A 265-nucleotide genomic window follows, 5' to 3' on the forward strand; every position below is an offset into this window, starting at 1 on the left:
GCCGCCAGTTTACACAGCATGTTAGCCAGCGGACCCACTTCAACCGTTTTCCCGTAGAAAGTCGGCGCTTTAACCCAGGAGTACTTGCCGTCATCTGACCAACCGGTGTAATCAGGAACCGTTGTGCCTTCCCACGGGGCCTGCGGCGCTTCGTCTTTGTACCACGCGTGTTTCGCACTCTCCTGAATCCCTTTGATCAGGTACTCATCGGAGTGAGAGGTGATCGGACGATAGGTCGACAGATCTTCATTAGTAATGTAACCAC

Annotated in this window: 1 protein-coding gene; it reads right to left on the minus strand. The window is 53.6% G+C overall.

Annotated features, from left to right (window positions below):
* Window positions 1-265: nickel-dependent hydrogenase large subunit (locus FDX22_RS32155; RefSeq protein ID WP_255433071.1), on the minus strand; the 265-nt coding region annotated here is incomplete at both ends.

The sequence above is a fragment of the Citrobacter sp. TBCS-14 genome (assembly GCF_005280805.1).
GTDB lineage: Bacteria > Pseudomonadota > Gammaproteobacteria > Enterobacterales > Enterobacteriaceae > Citrobacter > Citrobacter gillenii.